Genomic DNA, 16,874 nt, shown 5'->3' with positions numbered 1-16,874 from the left:
TGGCACCCGTCCCGAGGACCTGTGTCCGGGATCGTGAACGCGGGTCGGGCGATCGCCCGACCCGCGTTCGGTGTCCGGCCGGCCCGCGTCGGCCGGTCGATCGGTGGATCTGTCGGTGTATCGGTGGATCAGTCGGTGTAGAAGCCGCCGTCCGGGTGCAACATCTCGCCGGTGAAGTAGGACGACTGGTCGCTCGCCAGGAACAGCGCCGCGTTGGCCACCTCGCGGGCGCTGCCCATCCGGCCCAGCGGCACGCTGCCGAGCAGGCGCTGCTCCAGTTCGGGCATCCCGCGCAGGACCGCCGTCATGTTGGTCTCGATGAAGCCCGGTCCGATCGCGTTGACCCGGATCCCGGCCGGTCCGAGCGCGAGCGCGGCCTGCTTGGTCAGCATCCACACGCCGGCCTTGGACACTGAATAGGCCGCCGAGCCGGCCTCGGGGTGCTTCGCGGCGATCGACGCGATGGTGATGATCGAGCCGCGCCGGCCGCCGGCCACCATCCAGCGCGCGGCGGCCTGGACCGCCAGCAGCGTGCCGGTCAGGTTCACGTCGAGCACGCGCTGCCACTCGGCGAGGGGGCTGTCCACGAATCGTTTGATCGGGTCGCGTTCGACCGCGGCCCGGTTGCTCGGCCGCCCGCTGACGTAGTCGGCCGTACTGATGCCCGCGGCGGTGACCAGGACGTCGATCGCGCCGAACGTGTCGATCGCGTGCTGCATCACCGTCCCGGTGTCCGTGGGGCTGCTCGCGTCGGTGTGCATGTAGGTGGCCCGCCGGCCACGTTTCTCGACCGCCTCGATGGTGTCCATCGCGGCTTCGTCGAGAAGATCGGCGACCACGATGTCGGCGCCCTCCTCGGCGAACCGCTCGCAGCACGCGCGGCCGATCCCGTTGGCGCCGCCGGTGACCACGGCGACTCTCCCGTCGAGCTGTCCCATCTCCCGCTCCCCATCTCCATCCCCCCGCGTGTGCGATCGATGGTGTTGCCCATCCCACGCGACCCTCGAAACTCCCCGATCCTTGAGGCATGCTGTTACACCGTTACAGGAGCAGTGATCGCCTCCGGGAGGAACCCGCATGACCACCACCGCAGCCGGCCGCCCCGCCGTGCACATCGGGGCCGAGGACCTGCCGTTCGTCGAGATCGGCGACGGCAACAAGCTCAAGGTGCTGTGCGTCAAGGAGGAGGAGGGCCTCTGGATCGTGGAGAACATCTTCCAGCCCGGCTTCGCCGTCGAGACGCACCGCCACACCGGCCCGGTCTACGGCTACACCACGTCCGGCGCGTGGAAGTACGCCGAGTACGACTACGTCAACCGGGCCGGCTCGTTCCTGTACGAGCCCGCCGGTTCGGTGCACACGCTCACCTGCGTCGAGCCCGACACCCGGGTGTGGTTCCAGATGTACGGCGCCAACCTCAACCTGGACGCCGAGGGCAACATCACCTCGGTCACCGACGGCGCCGGCACGCTGCGCGCCTACTACGCCCTGTGCGAGGCGCAGGGCTTCGGTCGGCCGAACGTGCTCGTGGGCTGACGACGTGCGATCCGCGGTTGCGAGGGAGACGCCATGACCAGCACGCCCGACCTGATCCGACCCGACCTCTACAGCCCCGAGGGGTATCTCGACGGGCCGCCGCACGCGCTGTTCGCCGAGCTGCGCCGGACCGATCCCGTGTACTGGCAGGACATCCCGGGGCAACCGGGCTACTGGGCCGTGCTCAGGCACGCCGACGTCGAGTACGTGTCGCAGAATCCGGCGATCTTTTCCGCCGAGGCGGGCGGGATCATCCTGGAGGACCTCGAACCCGAGCGGCTCGAAGCCCTGCGCGGCACGTTGTTGTCGATGGATCCGCCGCGCCACCGCGCGTACCGCAAGCCGCTGGTGAAGTCCTTCACCGCGAAGGTGGTCGGCGGCATGGAGGACCGGATCCGGACCATCTGCCGGGAGATCTTCGCGCGTGTGGGCACCGGCGACGTCGAGTTCGTGCACGACGTCACCTCCGGCCTGCCGACCCAGGTGATCGGCGAGCTGATGGGCCTGCCCGCGGCGGACTGGGACCACATCCACGAGCTGGCCGAGCGGAACACCGCGGGCGAGGGCGGCCGGGCGGCGATCGAGATGGCCCGCTACGCGATCGGCTTCGCCGCGCGGCGCCGGGCCGAGGAACCGCGCGAGGACATCACCTCGCTGATCCTGGAGTCCGAGTTCGGTGGCCGGATGATGACCGACCTCGACTTCGGCCAGTTCTTCGTGCAACTGGTCACCGCCGGCAACGACACCACCAAGACCATGCTGTCCGCCGGACTGCACGCGCTGCTGAGCCATCCCGACCAGCTCGCCGCGCTGCGCGCGGATCGCGCCCTGGTGCCGGGCGCGGTCGAGGAGATCCTGCGCTGGGCCAACCCGCTGCACTACTTCCGCCGAACCGCCACCCGGGACACCGAGCTGCGCGGGGTGTCGATCAAGGCGGGCGACAAGGTGGCCATGTACTACACCTCGGCGAACCGCGACGAGGAGGTCTTCGCCGACCCGCAGCGCTTCGACATCACCCGCAGGCCCAACCCGCACCTGTCGTTCGGCTTCGCCGAGCACTTCTGTCTGGGCGTGCACATCGCGCGCCTGGAGGGCCGGGTGTTCTTCGAGGAGCTGCTCGCGACCTATCCCACGATCGAGGCGACCGGCGAGCCCGAACGGTTGCGCTCGAACCTCAACAACGCGCTCACCCGATTGCCGGTCCGGCTCGGCTAGGGCCGGTTTCCGGACAGGTCCCGGGTCCCGTCCCGGGGGCGGTGTGGACTCGGATCGGACCGGGTTCCCCTCCGGTCCGGCGGTGCGGAGCGGACGGATCCCGGGATCCGTCCGCTCCGGGAGCGGTGCCGACCTGCCGTCCCGGGAGTGACCGACGGTGACCGGGCGTGATCCGGCCGAAGCGGCCGGTCTCTGCGGTGGCACGCGAGCGGTCCGCCAGGGCCGCTCTCGCGCCCTTAGCCGGCCGCGAGGCATGCGATCGCGGTCAAAAGGGGACACATAAGCGACCGACTCAGGGAAAGAAGAGGGCCGAACCCTCGCACCTGGTCAATCGTCACCGGTCTCCGGGAGGCTCCCCATGGGAAGCCGTCAACTGGTCATACGCGCGGGTCGACGCTGTGCGCTCGCGGTCGCCGCGATCGGAATCGTCGCGGCGGCCGGGGCCCTGGACGTCGGCTCCACCTCCTCGCCGTCACCCGAGCGCAGTAGCGCCGCCACGTCGGCGCAACCGACCGCCCCCGACACCCGACAGTCCTCCTCCGCCTACTCGCTGCAAACCCAGGGCGGCCCACGCAGCGTCCGGGTGGCCCGGGTGGTCACCGGCACGATGTTGTTGACCGGCCTCGTGCTGACCGCGCTCGGTGCGATCGGCATGCGCGGCCCCGAGCTGATCCGCCACCGGGTCGTGCGACGGGTCGTCCACCAGGCCGGCTCCTCCCGGTATCGGTGGCAGCCGCCCGGCGTGCCGCGGACCGGCCTGCCGACCAACCCGGGGACCGGCCCGCCCGGCGCGTGAGTACCCTGATCGGGCCAGTACTCGTCCGGTACCCGCCGCGGACTGGAACGGAAGGCTCGCTCGCGTGAACAACGACATCAACGCACGTCCGAATCCGCACGGCCGCTCGCCCGACCCCGCCGACCGCCCCGCGCGGCTGCGCGTGGGAGTCGTCGGCGCCGGCCGTGTCGGCCCGACCCTCGCCGCCGCCCTCGCCCTCGCCGGGCACTCGGTGGTGGCCGCCTCCGGTGTCTCGGAGACCTCCCGGCGCCGCGCCGAGGACCTGCTCCCCGGCGTCCCGCTGGTCACCCCGCAAGAGGTGATCGCGGCCTCCGACCTGACCCTGCTGACCGTGCCCGACGACGCGCTGGAGGCGCTCGTGCACGGCCTGGCCGAGACCGGCGCGATCAAGGCCGGTCAACTCCTGGTGCACGCGTCGGGCCGCTACGGCGTCGATGTCCTGGAGCCCGCCACCCGCGCCGGCGCGCTGCCGCTCGCGCTGCACCCGGTGATGACCTTCACCGGCAGCACGATCGACCTCGAACGACTGGCCGGGTGCTCCTTCGGGGTCACCTCGCCCGAGCCGCTGCGCCCGGTCGCCGAGGCGCTCGTGGTGGAGATGGGCGGTGAGCCGGAGTGGATCGAGGAGCGCGACCGCGCGCTCTACCACGTGGCCCTGGCCAACGGCGCGAACCACCTGGTCACCCTGGTCGCGCAGTCGATCGAACTGCTCGGCGCGGCCGGCGTGCGGGCCCCGGGCCGGATGCTCGGACCGCTGCTCGGCGCCGCCCTGGACAACGCGCTGCGATCCGGCGATCACGCGCTGACCGGCCCGGTCGCGCGCGGCGACGCGGGCACGGTGGCCGCGCACGTGGCCGAGCTGCGCCGGGTCTCACCCGAGGCACTCGCCGCCTACGTGGCGATGGCCCGGCTGACCGCCGACCGCGCACTGAACGCCGGCCTGCTCAAGGCCGAGGCGGCCGAGGCGCTGCTGGGCGTGCTGGCCGAGGGCGGCCGACCGTGACCGCCGTGCGCCTGGCCCGGACCGCGGCCGAACTCACCGAGGACACCCGGCCGTACGGGTTGCGCGCGGTGGTGATGACGATGGGCGCGCTGCACCAGGGCCACGCGGCGCTGATCCGCGCTGCGCGCGGGTTCGTCGGCCCGAGCGGCCACGTCGTGGTCACCGTGTTCGTCAACCCGCTCCAGTTCGGCGCGGGCGAGGACCTGGACCGCTACCCGCGCACCCTGGACGCCGACCTGGAGCTGAGCGAGGAGGCGGGCGCCGACGTGGTGTTCGCGCCGTCGGTGCAGGAGGTGTACCCGGGCGGCGAGCCGCGGGTGCGGATCACCGCCGGGCCCACCGGCGCGGTCCTGGAAGGCGCTTCCCGCCCCGGCCACTTCGACGGCATGCTCACCGTGGTCGCCAAGTTGCTGCACCTGACCGCGCCGAGGGTCGCCTTCTTCGGTGAGAAGGACGCCCAGCAACTCGCGCTGATCCGGCGCATGGTGCGCGACCTGAACTTCCCCGTCGAGATCGTGGGCGTGCCCACCGTCCGCGAACCCGACGGGCTGGCCCGGTCCAGCCGCAACCGCTACCTGTCCGAGGCCGAGCGGGAGAACGCGCTCTCGCTCAGCCGCGCGCTCGACGCGGGCGCCCGGCGCGCCGGCGAGGGCGCGGGCGCCGTGCGCGCCGCCGCCGAGGACGTGCTGCGCGCCGTGCTGGAACCCGACTATGTGGAGTTGGTCGACATCGACGACTTCACCCCGGTGGCCGCCGACCACGCCGGCCCGGCGATCCTGGCGATCGCGGCCCGCGTGGGCGCCACCCGGCTCATCGACAACGCCCGCCTGACGATCACGGGAGTCCCCCGGTCATGATGCGCACGATGTTCAAGTCCAAGATCCACCGCGCGACGATCACGCAGGCGGACCTCCACTACGTCGGCTCGATCACCATCGACGAGGATCTGCTCGAAGCCGCCGACATCCTCCCCGGCGAACTGGTGCACGTGGTCGACATCGACAACGGCGCGCGCCTGGAGACGTACACGATCGCCGGCCCGCGCGGCACCGGCGTGATCGGCATCAACGGCGCCGCGGCACGCCTGGTGCACACCGGCGACCTGGTGATCATCATCGCCTACGCGCAGGTCACCGACGCCGAGGCGCGGGCGATGAAGCCGCGGGTGGTGTTCGTCGACGCGGCCAACACGATCACCGGCACCGGACACGACCCGGCCGAGGCCCTGCCCGGCGGCGAGACGGTGCGCGGCGACCGGGTGGTCCCCGCGCGGGCCGCGCAATGAACACGCCCGTAATGCCCGCGCGCCTGGCCGCACCCGATCCCGGGTGGACCGTGCGCGCGGATGTGATCGTGGTCGGCTCCGGGGTGGCCGGCCTGACCGTCGCGCTGCGCGCGCGCCGGGCCGGCCGGGTTCTGCTGGTGACCAAGGCGCAACTCGACGAGGGCTCCACCCGCTGGGCGCAGGGCGGGATAGCGGCCGCGCTCGGCGAGGGCGACACCCCCGAACAGCACCTGCGCGACACGCTCGTGGCCGGTGCCGGATTGTGCGCCGAGGACGCGGTCCGGGTGCTGGTCACCGAGGGCCCGGACGCGGTGCGCCGACTGATCGACACCGGCGCCGAGTTCGACCGGGGCCCGGACGGGGACGTGCTGCTCACCCGCGAGGGTGGTCACCTGCGCAACCGGATCGCGCACGCGGGCGGCGACGCGACGGGTGCGGAGATATCGCGCGCGCTGGTCGCCGCGGTGCGGGCCACGCCGGACATCGAGGTGATCGAGAACGCGCTCGTGCTCGACCTGCTCAAGGACGCCTCCGGGCGCGCGTGCGGGGTCACCCTGCACGTGATGGGCGAGGGCGCGCGGGACGGGGTCGGCGCCGCCGTGGGGCGGGCCGTCGTGCTCGCCACCGGCGGCATGGGCCAGGTCTTCTCGTCCACCACGAACCCCTCGGTGTCCACCGGCGACGGGGTCGCGCTCGCGCTGCGCGGCGGGGCCGAGGTCACCGACCTGGAGTTCGTCCAGTTCCACCCGACCGTGCTGTGGCTCGGCCCGGGCGCCGAGGGCCAGCAGCCGCTGGTCTCCGAGGCCGTGCGCGGCGAGGGTGCCCATCTCGTGGACGCGGCCGGCATCCGGTTCATGACGGATCGCCATCCGCTGGGCGAGCTGGCCCCGCGTGACATCGTGGCCAAGGGCATCATGCGCCGGATGGCCGAGACCGGCGCCGAGCACATGTACCTGGACGGTCGGCACTTCGGCGCGGACATGTGGAAGCACCGCTTCCCGACCATCCTGGCCGCGTGCCGCGCGCACGGCATCGACCCGGTGACCGAGCCGATTCCGGTCGCGCCCGCCGCGCACTACGCGAGTGGAGGCGTAAGGACCGACCTGCACGGACGGACCAGCGTGCCGGGGTTGTACGCGTGCGGAGAGGTGGCGTGCACCGGCGTGCACGGCGCCAACCGGCTCGCGTCCAACTCGCTCCTGGAGGGCCTGGTCTTCGCCGAGCGGATCGCGGCCGACCTGGCCCGGGACATGCCGCCGTTCGCCGAGCCGGTCGCGCCGAGCGGTGTGACCGGGCTGCTCGGTGAGGCGGCGCGGCTGCGCCTGCAGCGGGCGATGACCGCCGGTGCCGGGGTGCTGCGCGACGCGGCCGGGCTGATCGGCACCGAGGCCGAGCTGACCGCGTTGGCCGGTCGTACCAGCACCGACCCGTGCACGCAGACGTGGGAGACCACCAACCTGCACCTGGTCGCCGGCGCGCTCACCCGTGCCGCGCTGCTGCGCGAGGAGACGCGCGGCTGCCACTGGCGCGAGGATCATCCCGACCGCGACGACACCGCGTGGCGCGGGAATCTCGTCACGTCGCTGCGCGAGGGCGCCCTGCACGTCGCCTACCAGGCCTACGAATCCGAGGAGTCGACCCCGTGACCACCGTCGAGCTGTCCGCCGATCTCACGTCGCGCCTGGCCGAGGCCGGGCTCGACCCGCTCGCCGTCGCCGCGCTGGTGACCGCCGCCGTGGCCGAGGACCTCGACGGCGGGGTGGACGTCACCTCGGTGGCCACCGTGCCCGAGCACGCGCGCGGCCAGGCCGAGTTCGCCGCGCGCGGGTCGGGCGTGGTCGCGGGCATCCCGGTCGCCGAGGCGGTCCTGGAACTGGTCTGCGGCGCCGACCTGGTGGTCGCCCGGCACGTCCGGGACGGCGACGCGGTGACGCCCGGCACGGTGCTGTTCACGGCCGAGGCGAGCACCCGCGCGCTGCTCACCGCCGAGCGGGTCGCGCTCAACCTGCTGTCCCGGCTGTCCGGCGTGGCCACCGCCACCCGCGCGTGGGTCGACGCGATCGAGGGCACCGGTGCCTCGGTCCGCGACACCCGTAAGACCACGCCGGGCCTGCGCGCCCTGGAGAAGTACGCGGTGCGCTGCGGCGGCGGGGTCAACCACCGGATGTCGCTGTCCGACGCGGCCATGGTCAAGGACAACCACGTGGTCGCCGCGGGCGGCGTGGCGGAGGCCTTCCAGGCGGTGCGCGCGGCCTTCCCGAACGTGCCGGTCGAGGTCGAGGTGGACCACCTCGAACAGATCCCGCCGGTGCTGGACGCGGGCGCCGACCTGATCCTGCTGGACAACATGACGCCCGAACGCATGCGCGAGGCGGTGACCCTGGTCGCGGGCCGGGCCCGACTCGAAGCCAGCGGCGGCCTCACCCTGGCGACCGCCCGCGCGGTCGCCGAGACCGGCGTGGACTACCTCGCGGTCGGCGCGCTCACCCACTCCGCCCCGATCCTGGACGTCGGCGTGGACCTGCGCGCCTGAGCGACCGGTACCGTTCACCGGATCAGCCGTCCCCGCCCCGCCGCCCCTCTCCTTCCCGAAGCCGCGCTCCGTCCCCCACGGCCCGAGCCAGAACACCAAGGACGCCCACGATGTTGCTCACCATCGACGTCGGTAACTCGCATACCGTGCTCGGCCTGTTCGACGGTGACGAGATCGTCGAGCACTGGCGCATCTCGACCGAGGCCCGGCGGACCGCCGACGAACTCGCGGTGGTCCTCGCGGGATTGCTCGGCCAGCACCCGCTGATCGGTGCCGACGGCATCGACGGCATCGCGATCTGTTCCACCGTGCCGTCCGTGCTGCACGAGATGCGCGACATGGTGCGGCGCTACTACGGCGACATCCCCACGGTCGTCGTCGAGCCCGGGGTCAAGACCGGCGTGCCGGTCCTGATGGACAACCCCAAGGAGGTCGGCACCGACCGGATCATCAACGCGCTGGCGGCGGTCAAGCTGTACGGCGGCCCGTGCGTGGTGGTCGACTTCGGCACCGCGACCACCTTCGACGCGGTCAGCACCAAGGGCGAGTACGTCGGCGGCGCGATCGCCCCCGGCATCGAGATCTCGGTGGACGCGCTGGGCGCGCGCGGCGCGCAACTGCGCAAGATCGAGCTGATGCGCCCGCGGAGCGTGATCGGCAAGAGCACGGTCGAGGCGATGCAGGCGGGCATCCTGTACGGCTTCGCCGGCCAGGTGGACGGCGTGGTCAAGCGGATGGCGGCCGAACTGTCCCCGGACGACCCGGACGCGGTCACCGTGGTGGCCACCGGCGGACTGGCGACGCTGGTGCTGGGAGAGGCCTCGGTGATCGATGTGCACGAGCCGTGGCTGACCCTGATCGGCCTGCGGATGGTCTACGAGCGCAACGCGGCGGTCTGATCGGAGCCGGCCTCGCGGTCGGCTCCAAGTCGGAAAAACACACGCATCAAATAAGCCGGATTGTCCACCTCTCCGCATACAGTGCGTGGTATGCCGACGCCACATGGTGACCAGGGGATGGCCTTCAGCGCGCACGAGGTGCGGGTGCTGCGTCGCGCGCTGGCCGTCGCGCTGCGCGGGGGGCGCGACTCGGTCGACTTCTGGCTGCTGGGCCGGGCGATCGGCGAGGCGCAGGACGAGCGCGAACGGCTGCGCGCGTTCATGACGGCCGAACTGCGGCGCTATCGGGCCGCGCTGCCCGGGAGCGCGGCCGGCTTCCTGTCCTGCCTGCGCAACGCGGTGGACGAGATCGCGCACGTCCCCTCGGCCGAGGACCTGGCCGCCCTGCGCACCACCCTCGACCTGCCGTGCGGCGAACGCGAACGCGCGAGCCGCGCGGCCCTGCTCCGCCGCTGCACACACCTGGCCGAGACCGACCTCGAACACCGCCTCGCCGCCCGAGCCCACCGCCGAGCCACCGCCGAAGCCGCCCGAGCCGTCCGCACCGACCCCCTGGACATCCTGATCCCCACCCGCCCCCGCCCCACCCCACCATCGCCGACACCGGCCGAGCACAAACGCGACCGCACCCCGGAGCCGACACCGGTGCCGGTTGCGGCAAGCGAACCCGAGCCCCGGCCGACCCTCGCCGAAGCACCCGTCGCGCAGGCCGCGGACCAGACCGGTCCGGAGGCGACGGACGACGCCATGGCCACCACTGATGTCGCCAACGGCGCGGAGCCGGCTGACGGTACGGATGTCACGGACGGTACCGCCGAGATCGTCGATCGCGCCGTCGAGGACCCGTCCGAGGCCGAGCACGAACCCCAGGCCGAGCCCGAACCCCAGACCGGGCCCGAAGCCCAGGCCGGGCCCGAAGCCCAGGCCGGGCCCGAAGCCGAGCACGGGCACGGGTTCGCACCCGACGCACCCGCGTCGCCCGAGCCCGAGGGCGCCGAGGTCGCAACCGACCGCGACGCCGAGAACCCGAACGCGACGCACGCACCCGCCCCCGATCCCGCGCCGGCCGCCGTCCCGCCCCTCGACGTCGGCCCGATCCGCGCGGCCCTCTCGCCGGTCATCCCGCACCGCCGCCAGGGCCGCCCCCTCGGCCAACTCCCGGCCCCCGAGATCCTCCAGACCGGCACCGGCTGACCGGGACCCCGCTTCCCATCCGGGCGGATATCGGTTCGGGGAGTCGGTTGGCCATGGGTAGCCTTGTCCCGTGACCGAGCAGAGCGCAGCGCAGCCGCAGATCGACGACCTTCCCGAGCAGATGCGGGTTCGCCGCGACAAGCTCGATCGGCTTCGGGCCGAGGGGACCGACCCGTACCCGGTCGGGTTCCCCCGCAGTACGACGGTGGGCGCGCTGCGTGCCGAGTTCGACGGTCTCGAGGCGGATGTGGAGACCGGGCGCCGGGTCGGCGTCACCGGCCGGGTGGTGCTCTACCGCACCGGCGGCAAGCTGTGCTTCGCGACGCTGCGCGACGGGGACGGCGACATCCAGGTGATGGTCTCGCTGGACGGCGTCGGCGCCGAGTCGCTCGCCGCCTGGAAGAGCGACGTCGACCTGGGCGACCACGTCGGTGTCGAGGGCCAGGTGATCACATCCCGCCGCGGCGAGCTGTCGATCATGGTCGACACGTGGGCGATCACGTCCAAGTGCCTGCGCCCGCTGCCGGACAAGCACAAGGGCCTGACCGACCCCGAGGCCCGGGTCCGCCAGCGCTACGTCGACCTGATCGTCAACGACGAGTCGCGCGCGATGTTGCGCACCCGCAGCCGGATCGTGCGCTCGATCCGCGAGTGGTTCGACACCAGGGACTTCCTGGAGGTCGAGACCCCGATGTTGCAGCCGGTGCACGGCGGCGCCACCGCGCGCCCGTTCGTCACCCACATCAATGCCTACGACATGGACCTCTACCTGCGCATCGCGCCGGAGTTGTACCTCAAGCGCCTGGTCGTCGGCGGCGCCGAGAAGGTCTTCGAGATCAACCGCAACTTCCGCAACGAGGGCGCGGACTCGACGCACAACCCCGAGTTCACCATGCTCGAGGCCTACCAGGCGTACGGCGACTACAACACGATGGCGACCCTCACCCGCGAGGTCTACCAGCACGTCGCGCAGGCCGTGTTCGGGACGCACACCTTCCGCTACGGCGACCGCGAGGTGGACATCTCCGGCGAGTGGCGCGAGATCACCGTCTACGGCTCGGTCTCCGAGGCCGTCGGCGAGGAAGTCACCCCCGAGACGCCGATCGAGACCGTGCGCAAGCTCGCCGACGCGCGCGAGATCGAGTACGACAAGGCGTGGGGCCAGGGCAAGCTGGTCCAGGAGATTTACGAGGCGCTGGTCGAGCACACCCTGGCCGAGCCGACCTTCGTGCGCGACTTCCCGATCGAGACCTCGCCGCTGACCCGCCAGCACCGCAGCGTGCCGGGCGTCGCGGAGAAGTGGGACCTGATCGGCTTCGGCATGGAACTGGGCACGGCGTACTCCGAGTTGGTCGACCCGGTCGAGCAGCGCCGCCGGCTCACCGAGCAGTCGCTGCTCGCGGCGGGCGGTGACGTCGAGGCCATGCGGATCGACGAGGACTTCCTGCGCGCGCTGGAGTTCGCGATGCCGCCGAGCGGCGGCCTGGGCCTGGGCATCGACCGGATGATCATGGCCTTCACCGGCCGCGGCATCCGCGAGACGATCCTGTTCCCGCTGGTGAAGCCGACCACCGACTGACCCGCCGGACGGCGCGGCGGAGCCCCCTCGGTGACGGATCGTCGCTCCCGAGGGGGCTCCTGTCCCATTTCCGGGCGCGTCACCCGTTCGTACGCATAGGGTCGGCCGCATGGAAGCAGCCCCCGATCTGCGGATCTGCGTCGCCGGCGACTCGTTCGTGCAAGGCGTCGGCGACCTCTCCGGCGGCGGATGGGTCGGTCGCCTCGCGGCCGAGTCCCGCCGCCGGGGCCGACAGTTGACCGCGTACAACCTCGGTGTACGACTGGAGACCTCGGCCGACGTCGCGGAGCGCTGGTACGGCGAGGCGGTCCCGCGCATGCGGCACGCCGACGGCACCGGCATGGTGTTCGCGTTCGGCGTCAACGATGTCAAGGTCGAGCACGGCCGCCGCCGGGTCAAGCATGCCGACAGTGTCGCCAACCTCGACGCGATACTGGACACCGCCACCGGCGCCCGCTGGACCTGCCTGGTCGTCGGCGCGCCCCCGGTTCCCGGCGAGGCGAACGACGGCGAGGAGGCGCTCGTCCTGGAGGAGGCGTACGCGAAGACCTGCGCCGCGCGCGGCATCACCTTCGTGCCGCTCCAGCGCGTGCTGCGCGAGGACCCGCAGTGGTGGGCGAGCATCGAGGCGTACGGCGACGGGGCGCACTGCGACTCGGTCGGCTACGCCAAGCTCGCCGGGCTGATCGCCGAGGGCGGCTGGTGGGACTGGTTGGACTCGCTCGCCCGCGGGGACTGAGCGGGCCGGCCGAAACGGCGCTCAGGGCTTGACGCCCTTCTTCGCCAGCCACGAGCCCGGGTCCACGGCCGCGCCGCCGCCTGGGTGCACCTCGAAGTGCAGGTGCGGGCCGGTGGAGTTGCCGGTGGTACCGACGTAGCCGATCACCTCGCCCGCCGTCACCGAGCCGGAGGTCTTCGCGAATCGCGACTGGTGGCAGTACCAGGTCTGGGTGCCGTCGGGGTGGGTGATCACGATCCGGTTGCCGAACGCGCCCGCGCTGCCGGCGGAGGCTATCTTCCCGGCGGCGGCGGCCTTGATCGGCGTACCGGCGCGCGCCGCGAAGTCCAGCCCGGTGTGCGTGTGCGCCCAACGCGAGCCGCTGTTGCCGAAGCGGCCGGTCAGCGTGTAGTCCGAGGTCGGCAGCACCCATCCGGCGGCCCGCTGGGCCTTCGCGCGCTCGGCCTCGGCCCGCGCCGCCGCCTGCTGCTCGGCCTCCTGGGCCTCCTGGGCCTCTTGGGCCTCCCGGGCCTGCTCGGCCTCGCGGGCCCGCTCCGCCTCCCGCTCGGCCTCCTGCGCGCGTTCGAGCTCCTGCGCCCGCTCCGCCTCCTGCGCGCGTTCGAGTTCCTGCGCCCGCTCCGCCTCCGCTCGTGCGGCCGCGTCCGAGGCCGCCGATTCCTTGGCCTGCTCCCCGGTGGCGCTCAGCGCCGCGCGCTCCTGGGAGCGCGCCGCGACGTCCGCACCACGATCGGCAAGCCGCTGCGCCGTGCCGGGATCGGCGCTCGCCGACCCGGCCGCGTGCTCCCGGCCCGCTCCCGAACCCGCCGTCTGGACGCCGGTGGTGACCGCGACGGCCAACAGTGCGAGGCCCGAGACCACGGTGACCGAGCGACTCGGGCGCAGGCCCTTGAGCCGCGTGACGCGGTCGATCGGCCCGGATGTGGGCGTGGGCGTGGACGGAGCTTCGGGGGAGTGCGGCACGAATACCTCGGGGTTTCGACGACAAGGCCGGGATCAGTGGTAGCAATCCGCCGCATATAGACCAAGTCGTAACGGAGCGGCCACTACGACGCCGCGTAGTAATCCCAGTGCGCTCCCGGGCGGCGCGGATCATCGCTTGCGACAAATCCGGACGAATCCATGTCTACGATGCCGCGTAGGAGATCGCGCGACGAGCGTGACGCAGTTCACCGCGCGACCAGGTTTCACGAAGGGCCCGCCATGAATCGTCTCGGTGAACTCGAAACCCAGGTGATGCTCCGCGTCTGGTGGCTCAATCGCCCGTCGTCGGTGCGCGAGGTGCAGGAGGCGCTGCTGCCGGATCGTGAACCGGCCTATACGACGGTGATGACCGTGCTCGACAAACTCTTCCGCAAGGGCTTGCTGCGCCGCCGCTTGGCCGGTCGGGCCTATCTGTACGAAGCCGTGCGCTCGCGCGACGCCTATACCGCCGAGTTGATGCGCGCCGACTGGGCGGCGGGCGACAGTCGTGCCGGTGCTCTCGTGCACTTCGTCGAGGGCATGACCCCGGAACAGATCGAGGCGTTGCGCGACGCGTTGCGGGTCGCGCTGCCGTGAGTCGACCCGCCTGGAACGCCGGATCGGCCGCGACTTCGGGACTTTCCTGGGCTGACCGGAGGTCTTGTTAATTCGTTCGGCGCAGCCGCGGTGCCCCCGGGGCGCAACTCTGCGTAATCGTATTAATGATCTACGTAAGAAAATGCGGACTTCTGCACAGCGGAACGGAAAGTGGGCCGACATGATGCGAGCGAAAACCCGAGCGAGGCACGCCCTCGCGATGGTCACCGTCGGCGTGACCGCCGCGTTGGGCGCGAACCTGGCCGCGGCCGGCCAGGCGACCGCGGTGCCGCAGCTCCTGCCGCAACCGGTCGAGACGTCGTACGGCACCTCGTACACGACCTCGTCGGGCGTGTCGTACGGGACTTCCCAAGGGTGGACGCTGTGGTCGTCCTCGCGGGTGCCCCCGCCGCTGTCCGGGATGACCGCGCTCGACGACGCGATGGCCGAACTGCGCGCCCGACTCGACCGGATGCGCGAGACGCTCGGGATGGGCGTGCAGAGCACGCTCTCGGGCCTGGGGACCTCCCTGGGCACGACGCTGCCGCCGGGCGTGACCCTGCCGGACCTGCTCGACCTCGCCGACCTCGACCTCGCCGACCTCGGCACCGACACGACCTCGGTGGCGCAGCCGATTCAGCCGCCGGCCCCGAAGGCTCCGCCGCCGGTGACGCCGGACAAGCCGCCCGCCCCGCCGGTCGACCCGGCCTCGGCGACGAGGCTGGAATTGCGCCGCACGGCCGACCGCGCGCAGGCCAAGCCCGGTGACACGGTCACCCACACGGTGACCGTGCTGAACTCCGGCAGCGCCGAGACGAAGTCCGCGATCGTGCGCAACGCGTTGCCCGCGGGCGTGAAACCGGTGGAATCCAAGCCGTCGCAGGGTGAATTCGACACCGCGACCGGAGTGTGGAAGACCGGCCGGATCAAGCCCGGCTCCGCGATCACCCTGATTCTCGTGTTCAAGGTTCCGGAAGGCGCGGCGGGATCCGAGATGACCGCTCGTTCGAGTTTCGTCAGCGCACCGGGTGCGAAGCCGGTGATCGGCAACGCGTGCGGCGACGATGCCGAAGCGGCCTGTGCGAGCACGCGCGTGGCCGAATCCGGGACCCGGGAATGACCGGGGGAATCCGTCCATATCCGGCCTGATCACTCCACGATCCGTGGACTGGGTCCGTCGGTATCGGTGCCGGATGTATGAAGAACCAGAGGTCCGGGCGGTGGGAAACCCCGCCCGGACCTCTGCCGTCGGTCCGGGTGTTTCCGCGACCACCCGGGCAGATCGGTGGTAAACAGGGCGGAGCGGCGATGCCTATCGTGATCGCGATAGCGTCAGCCCATGGAAGTGACGATCCGACGTGCCAGAACGTCCGATGTGCGGGCCATTCGTCGCCTTGTGGATGGGTACGTGGGGCTGCGTATCCTCCTCGACAAACCAACTGTCACCCTCTTCGAGGATGTTCAGGAGTTTTGGGTCGCGGAGCGGGACGCGGACAGTGAGGTGGTCGCGTGCGGGGCGCTGCACGTGATGTGGGAAGACCTGGCGGAGGTACGCACTCTCGCGGTGGATCCCGTGTGCCGCGGCTCCGGAGTGGGTCACCTCTTGCTCACCAAACTCCTGGAGACCGCGCGTTGGCTCGGCGTTCGACGGATATTCTGCTTGACCTTCGAGGTCGACTTCTTCGCGAAGCACGGCTTCGTCGAGATCGAGGAGACACCGATCGACGGCGATGTCTACAGTGAACTGATGCGTTCGTACGACGAGGGTGTCGCCGAGTTTTTGGATCTGGAACGCGTCAAACCCAACACCCTTGGCAACACGCGGATGCTGCTCCATCTCTGGCAGTGATCTCGATCCGCGTAGACCGGGCGAGTGTGGTGGAGATCGCGTGCCCCGCGCCGGCGAACCTCTTGACGCTTCTTGCCCGTGACGGTGTGGTGTGCGGTGAAGTCGCAACCACAAACCCGGTAACGTATTGCCGACTCGACGGGTTCCGCGCCGGTGGGTTTGTATTTTCCCGCAGAAAGCGGTTTCCTTTTCTTGAGCTGGTTGTGAACCCTCCCGATGAAAGGGAATCCTGGTGGCACAGAAGGTCCAGATTCTTCTCGTTGACGACCTCGACGGCGGCAAGGCCGATGAGACGGTGACGTTCGCGCTCGACGGTGTCTCCTACGAGATCGACCTGAGCGCCACGCACGCAGAGCAGCTCCGCGCGGCCCTGACGACCTACGTCGAGGCCGGCCGTAAGACCGGTGGCCGGGTCGCCGCTCGCCGCGGCGTCCGCCAGGTGGTCAAGGGTGGTGCCGCCTCCGGCGACACCGCCAAGATCCGCGCCTGGGCCAAGGAGAACGGCTACGACGTGAGCGAGCGCGGTCGCGTGCCGGGCAACATTCGCGACGCCTACGAGAAGGCCCACGCCTGATCGTCGACGCCATCATCGAGCGGTGCCCTCCCCCGATTCGTTCGGGGGAGGGCACCGCTCATGTCGTTTTCCGGGGTCCGGGGGCCGGGGCCGGGATCGGTGTCGGCGTCGTCGC

Annotated in this window: 18 protein-coding genes; 16 read left to right on the top strand and 2 right to left on the bottom strand. The window is 71.6% G+C overall.

Annotated elements, in window-relative coordinates; translation table 11 throughout:
- Positions 1–128: 128 nt before the first annotated feature.
- Positions 129–938 (bottom strand): SDR family NAD(P)-dependent oxidoreductase, encoded by an 810-nt coding sequence (locus ACZ4FV_RS25620; RefSeq protein ID WP_395866808.1) that lies wholly within the window; start codon positions 936–938, stop codon positions 129–131.
- Positions 939–1,077: 139 nt separating this feature from the next.
- On the opposite strand from ACZ4FV_RS25620, the gene ACZ4FV_RS25615 reads away from it, so the two are divergent.
- From ACZ4FV_RS25615 to ACZ4FV_RS25560, 12 genes are all read left to right on the top strand, one after another.
- Positions 1,078–1,536 (top strand): 2,4'-dihydroxyacetophenone dioxygenase family protein, encoded by a 459-nt coding sequence (locus ACZ4FV_RS25615; RefSeq protein WP_395866810.1) that lies wholly within the window; start codon positions 1,078–1,080, stop codon positions 1,534–1,536.
- A gap of 33 nt (positions 1,537–1,569) precedes the next feature.
- Positions 1,570–2,751: a cytochrome P450 gene (locus tag ACZ4FV_RS25610; protein ID WP_395866812.1), complete on the top strand. Its 1,182-nt coding sequence runs from the start codon at positions 1,570–1,572 to the stop codon at positions 2,749–2,751.
- A gap of 358 nt (positions 2,752–3,109) precedes the next feature.
- On the top strand, positions 3,110–3,547 hold the full coding sequence (locus ACZ4FV_RS25605; RefSeq protein ID WP_395866814.1) for a hypothetical protein: 438 nt from the start codon (positions 3,110–3,112) through the stop codon (positions 3,545–3,547).
- 64 nt (positions 3,548–3,611) lie between these two features.
- Complete coding sequence (locus tag ACZ4FV_RS25600; RefSeq protein ID WP_395866816.1) at positions 3,612–4,550, top strand: Rossmann-like and DUF2520 domain-containing protein; 939 nt, start codon at positions 3,612–3,614, stop codon at positions 4,548–4,550.
- Positions 4,547–5,407: a pantoate--beta-alanine ligase gene (gene panC, locus ACZ4FV_RS25595; protein ID WP_395866818.1), complete on the top strand. Its 861-nt coding sequence runs from the start codon at positions 4,547–4,549 to the stop codon at positions 5,405–5,407. Before ACZ4FV_RS25600 ends, panC begins: the two co-directional genes overlap by 4 nt.
- Positions 5,404–5,835 (top strand): aspartate 1-decarboxylase, encoded by a 432-nt coding sequence (gene panD / locus ACZ4FV_RS25590; RefSeq protein WP_395866820.1) that lies wholly within the window; start codon positions 5,404–5,406, stop codon positions 5,833–5,835. The genes panC and panD overlap by 4 nt, the downstream gene beginning before the upstream one ends.
- Positions 5,832–7,481 carry an L-aspartate oxidase gene (locus ACZ4FV_RS25585; protein ID WP_395866822.1) on the top strand — a complete coding sequence of 550 codons (1,650 nt, stop codon included), beginning with the start codon at positions 5,832–5,834 and terminating at the stop codon, positions 7,479–7,481. Before panD ends, ACZ4FV_RS25585 begins: the two co-directional genes overlap by 4 nt.
- Entirely contained in the window at positions 7,478–8,368 is an 891-nt protein-coding gene (gene nadC, locus ACZ4FV_RS25580) for a carboxylating nicotinate-nucleotide diphosphorylase (RefSeq protein ID WP_465323297.1), read from the top strand. Before ACZ4FV_RS25585 ends, nadC begins: the two co-directional genes overlap by 4 nt.
- Before the next feature lie 110 nt (positions 8,369–8,478).
- Entirely contained in the window at positions 8,479–9,267 is a 789-nt protein-coding gene (locus ACZ4FV_RS25575; protein WP_020549599.1) for a type III pantothenate kinase, read from the top strand.
- 90 nt (positions 9,268–9,357) lie between these two features.
- The gene (locus ACZ4FV_RS25570) at positions 9,358–10,461 is read left to right on the top strand and encodes a hypothetical protein (RefSeq protein WP_465323296.1); all 1,104 of its coding nucleotides are present in this window, start codon (positions 9,358–9,360) and stop codon (positions 10,459–10,461) included.
- A gap of 70 nt (positions 10,462–10,531) precedes the next feature.
- Positions 10,532–12,040 carry a bifunctional lysylphosphatidylglycerol synthetase/lysine--tRNA ligase LysX gene (lysX, locus tag ACZ4FV_RS25565; protein WP_395866828.1) on the top strand — a complete coding sequence of 503 codons (1,509 nt, stop codon included), beginning with the start codon at positions 10,532–10,534 and terminating at the stop codon, positions 12,038–12,040.
- Positions 12,041–12,149: 109 nt separating this feature from the next.
- Positions 12,150–12,779 carry a GDSL-type esterase/lipase family protein gene (locus ACZ4FV_RS25560; protein ID WP_465323295.1) on the top strand — a complete coding sequence of 210 codons (630 nt, stop codon included), beginning with the start codon at positions 12,150–12,152 and terminating at the stop codon, positions 12,777–12,779.
- A 21-nt stretch (positions 12,780–12,800) separates the two neighbouring features.
- On the opposite strand, the gene ACZ4FV_RS25555 is transcribed toward ACZ4FV_RS25560, so the two are convergent.
- Complete coding sequence (locus tag ACZ4FV_RS25555) at positions 12,801–13,739, bottom strand: M23 family metallopeptidase (RefSeq protein WP_465323294.1); 939 nt, start codon at positions 13,737–13,739, stop codon at positions 12,801–12,803.
- Between the two features lie 240 nt (positions 13,740–13,979).
- Between ACZ4FV_RS25555 and ACZ4FV_RS25550 the strand changes: the two genes are divergently transcribed.
- From ACZ4FV_RS25550 to ACZ4FV_RS25535, 4 genes are all read left to right on the top strand, one after another.
- Positions 13,980–14,336 carry a BlaI/MecI/CopY family transcriptional regulator gene (locus tag ACZ4FV_RS25550; protein WP_395866833.1) on the top strand — a complete coding sequence of 119 codons (357 nt, stop codon included), beginning with the start codon at positions 13,980–13,982 and terminating at the stop codon, positions 14,334–14,336.
- Positions 14,337–14,517: 181 nt separating this feature from the next.
- A complete protein-coding gene (locus ACZ4FV_RS25545; RefSeq protein WP_395866835.1) occupies positions 14,518–15,456 on the top strand; it encodes a DUF11 domain-containing protein in 939 nt (312 codons plus the stop codon).
- Positions 15,457–15,675: 219 nt separating this feature from the next.
- Positions 15,676–16,185 carry an amino-acid N-acetyltransferase gene (locus ACZ4FV_RS25540; protein ID WP_395866837.1) on the top strand — a complete coding sequence of 170 codons (510 nt, stop codon included), beginning with the start codon at positions 15,676–15,678 and terminating at the stop codon, positions 16,183–16,185.
- A 232-nt stretch (positions 16,186–16,417) separates the two neighbouring features.
- Positions 16,418–16,759 carry a histone-like nucleoid-structuring protein Lsr2 gene (locus tag ACZ4FV_RS25535; RefSeq protein ID WP_355542767.1) on the top strand — a complete coding sequence of 114 codons (342 nt, stop codon included), beginning with the start codon at positions 16,418–16,420 and terminating at the stop codon, positions 16,757–16,759.
- The last annotated feature ends 115 nt before the right edge of the window (positions 16,760–16,874 follow it).

This window comes from Embleya sp. NPDC025285 (assembly GCF_055558835.1).
Note: the sequence above shows the minus strand (reverse complement) of the source record. Positions and strands in the feature narration are given on the sequence as shown.